Annotated in this window: 4 protein-coding genes; 3 read left to right on the forward strand and 1 reads right to left on the reverse strand. The window is 72.4% G+C overall.

The features are described from left to right. The 3 genes from VIR15_RS15075 to VIR15_RS15085 form a co-directional block, all read left to right on the forward strand. Positions 1–829 (forward strand): PfkB family carbohydrate kinase (locus VIR15_RS15075; protein ID WP_331929142.1); only part of this gene is annotated, 829 nt, incomplete at its 5' end. Positions 830–835: 6 nt separating this feature from the next. Beyond that, entirely contained in the window at positions 836–1,531 is a 696-nt protein-coding gene (locus VIR15_RS15080; RefSeq protein WP_331929145.1) for an SDR family oxidoreductase, read from the forward strand. Further along, positions 1,528–2,526, forward strand: coding sequence for a glycosyltransferase family 9 protein (locus VIR15_RS15085; RefSeq protein WP_331929147.1), 999 nt, complete (start codon positions 1,528–1,530; stop codon positions 2,524–2,526). Before VIR15_RS15080 ends, VIR15_RS15085 begins: the two co-directional genes overlap by 4 nt. On the opposite strand, the gene VIR15_RS15090 is transcribed toward VIR15_RS15085, so the two are convergent. Continuing rightward, entirely contained in the window at positions 2,500–3,501 is a 1,002-nt protein-coding gene (locus VIR15_RS15090; RefSeq protein WP_331929150.1) for a UDP-glucuronic acid decarboxylase family protein, read from the reverse strand. The genes VIR15_RS15085 and VIR15_RS15090 overlap by 27 nt on opposite strands. Positions 3,502–3,574 lie beyond the last annotated feature (73 nt).

Below are 3,574 nucleotides of genomic sequence, written 5' to 3' on the forward strand. Positions count from 1 at the left end.
CCGCGGCCGTTCGGTCGCCCCACCGCCGGAGGTGGCAGCCGAGCTCGTCCAGCGATGGCGCTCCGCTGCGGTGTCAGTCACGGTTGGCGCCGACGGCGTCTGGCTCGCTCGAGCGGACGGCGATGTCCTGAGGGTTCCGGCACCCGGGTGCCATGACGGCGACTCATGCGGTGCGGGGGACCGTTACGCATCAGCCGTTGCCGCCGCGCTGGCCCGAGGTCAGGAGCTCGCCGACGCCGTCCGGCTGGGCGTCGCGGAGGCCTCGGCATGGGTTGCGGCTGGAGGGGCGAGCGCCCATCGGTTCGGTTCCGGTGCTGCACCGGGCAGCCCCCACAGTGGCACCTCGTTCCTCCGCCACGGAGGTGGCGTCACCCGGCTCGGCGCGGCCGCCGCGATGGGACTGGCTGGTGAAGTGCACGCGCGCGGCGGCACTGTCGTTGCGACGGGAGGGTGCTTCGACGTGCTCCACGCCGGGCACGTCCAGAGCCTTCGCGCGGCGCGCGCTCTCGGTGACCTTCTGGTGGTTCTGCTCAACTCGGACGCCTCCGTCCGACGGATCAAGGGGCCCGGCCGGCCCGTGCAGTCGGAGCGGGACCGTGCCCAGGTCCTGCTCGCGCTCGACTCGGTCGACGCCGTCGTCATCTTCGACGAGGACGAGCCGTCCGCCGTGCTCGATCGGATCCGGCCCGACGTGTGGGCCAAGGGCGCCGACTACGCCGGAGCCGTCCTCCCGGAGGCGGACCTCGTCCGCAGCTGGGGCGGGCGGGTCCAGCTCCTGCCGCTCCTCCCGGGGCGGTCCACAACAGCGATCCTCAAGGATGCGGGGTAATTCTCGATGACCGACATGCGTGACCTCGGAATCGTCTACGTCACCGGAGGGGCCAGCGGGCTCGGCGCCGCCGTCGTCGAGGCGGTGGCTGCAGCCGGCGGCAAGCCGGCCGTGCTCGACCGGGTGGCTCCGGAGAGCGGCGCGCCACATGCCATCACCGACGTGGCGGATACCGCCGCCGTCGCGTCCTCCGTCGAGGAGCTCGTCCGCACGGTCGGGCCGCCCGATGCCGTCGTGACCGCTGCGGGGACGGACTCGTGCGGGCCCCTCGCCACAGTCCGGGCCGAGGACTGGGAGCGGGTCATCCGCGTCAATCTCATCGGCACAGCCGCCGTCGTCCGCGCTTGCCTGCCGCACCTCGAGCGCTCTCACGGGACGGTCGTCACGATCGGCTCCACCCTGGGGCTGCGGGCCGCTGGCGATGCCACCGCCTACTGCGCGTCGAAGTTCGGCGTCGTCGGCTTCAGCCGGGCTCTCGCCACCGAGCTGGCGGGCCGGGTCGGGGTCACGATGGTCATCCCGGGTGGGATGCAGACGCACTTCTTCGACGGGCGCGACGAGCAGTACAAGCCGCCACCGGACGCCAAGCTCAGTGACCCGGCCGACGTGGCGCGCGCGATCGTCATGGTGCTCCAGCAGCCCGAGGGCTTCGAGTTGCGCGAGGTGGTGGCGGCGCCGTCGACGGAGCCGTCCTGGCCGTGACCTCAGGCGAGACCCCGGGCGCGGCCCCAGGGGTCGAGCGCGTCCTGGTGCTCCGTGCGCTCGGGCTCGGCGACCTGTACGCGTCGGTCCCGGCGCTGCGCGGGATCCGCCGGCGATGGGACACGGCGGAGATCGCTCTCGCCGCGGACCCGGGGCTGGGCGCCCTCATGGTTGCCCACGGCCTCGTCGACCGCGTCCTGCCTGCCAATGGACTCCAGACCCCTCCGTGGGACGGACCGCCCCCTGACATCGCGGTGAACCTGCACGGGTCCGGACCCGAGAGCCACCGCGCCCTGGCGCAGCTGGGGCCGCGGGACATGGTCGCATTCCGTTGCCAACGAGCGGGATTCGTGAGTGGTCCGCCATGGCAGACCGATGAGCACGAGGTCGACCGGTGGTGCCGGCTCGTCACCTCGGTCGGTGGCGCCTGTTCGGCCGCCGACCTCCGTCTCCCCGCACCAGAGGCCCGCCCCGGCTCGCTGCTCGCCGACCTCCCCGAGGCGCCAGTCGTGGTCCACCCGGGCGCCGCGGCCGGCTCACGGCGCTGGCCCGCGAAACGCTGGGCTGCGGTCGCCAGCAGCTTGGCGGAGGACGGCTGGCCGGTCGTGGTGACCGGTGGACCGGGTGAGCACGACGCCTGCCGGACGGTGGCTGCCCACGCGGGCGTCACCGACCTCTGCGGCCGACTCGACCTGCACGAGCTGGCGGTGCTCGTCGGCGGCGCCCGGCTCATCCTGTCCGGCGACACTGGTGTCGCTCACCTGGCGACGGCCTACGGCGCGCCCTCCGTCCTGCTCTTCGGTCCGACCCCACCGGACCAGTGGGGACCGCGCATCGACTCGCACCTGCACCGCGTGCTCTGGCGGCCCCAGCCGAACGACCCTCAGGGCGACCCGCACGGCGCCGTGATGGACCTCCGGCTGGCGCGCATCGGAGTCGAGGACGTGCTCGCCGAGGCGCGCAGCCTGTCAGCCGACGAGGCTCTCCGGAGGTAGCTCGCCCGCCGCTGTGGCTTCGTCGCGGAACCACGCAACCGTCCGCTCCAGCCCCTTCTCCCACGGCACCAGCGGCCTCCAGCCCAGCAGCTCCTCGGCCAGGGCCGTGTCGGGGCGGCGGACCTGCGGGTCGTCGACCGGACGGTCGATGCTGATGATCTCCGACCGCGAGCCTGACGCCGCGACGATGTCCTCGGCGATGCGTCGGACGGTCATCTCGTCGGGGTTGCCGATGTTGACCGGACCGGGGTGCGCGCTGCCGGCGAAGGCGAGGATCCCGGCGATGAGGTCGTCCACGTAGCAGACGGACCGCGTCTGCAGGCCGTCTCCCGCGAGGGTGATCGGCTCGTCCCCGAGGGCCTGCCGGATGAAGGTCGGGATGGCGCGACCGTCGTGGGGGCGCATCCGCGGGCCGTACGTGTTGAAGATGCGGACGATGCCCGTGTCGACGTCCTCGCTGCAACGGTAGGCCGTCGTCAGCGCCTCGCCGTACCGCTTGCCCTCGTCGTACACGCCCCGCGGGCCGATCGGATTGACGTGTCCCCAGTAGCTCTCGGGCTGGGGGTGGACCTGCGGGTCGCCGTACACCTCCGACGTGGAGGCGAGCACGAACCGGGCACCCTTGTCCTTCGCCAGGCCGAGGGCGTGCCACGTGCCGATGGCCCCGACCTTGAGGGTGTGGATCGGCAGCTTGAGGTAGTCGATGGGAGACGCGGGGGAGGCGAAGTGGAGCACGAGGTCGACCTCGCCCGGCACGTGAACGAAGTCGGTGACGTCGCACCGGATCAGCCGGAACCGAGGGTGCTCCTGGAGGTGGAGCACGTTGACGGGCGTGCCCGTGATGAAGTTGTCCATGCACAGGACCTCTGAGCCAGCTTCGAGGAGGGCCTGGCACAGGTGGCTGCCCAGGAACCCGGCCCCGCCCGTCACGACGACTCGTCGTGGCGTGCGGCGATGGCCGTTGGACAGCTTCACGACAGCCCACTACCCCTCGCACTACGAAGGGAAACGGGCGCAGGCTCTGGTGTCATACGTCGTTGCGCGCTGG

Source organism: Intrasporangium sp. (genome assembly GCF_036566125.1).
Taxonomy (GTDB): Bacteria; Actinomycetota; Actinomycetes; order Actinomycetales; family Dermatophilaceae; genus Intrasporangium.

What these genes read in the sequence shown, in the direction of transcription:
- VIR15_RS15080 (WP_331929145.1), top strand. Translation starts at nt 836, where the DNA reads ATGACCGACATGCGTGACCTCGGAATCGTCTACGTCACCGGAGGGGCC.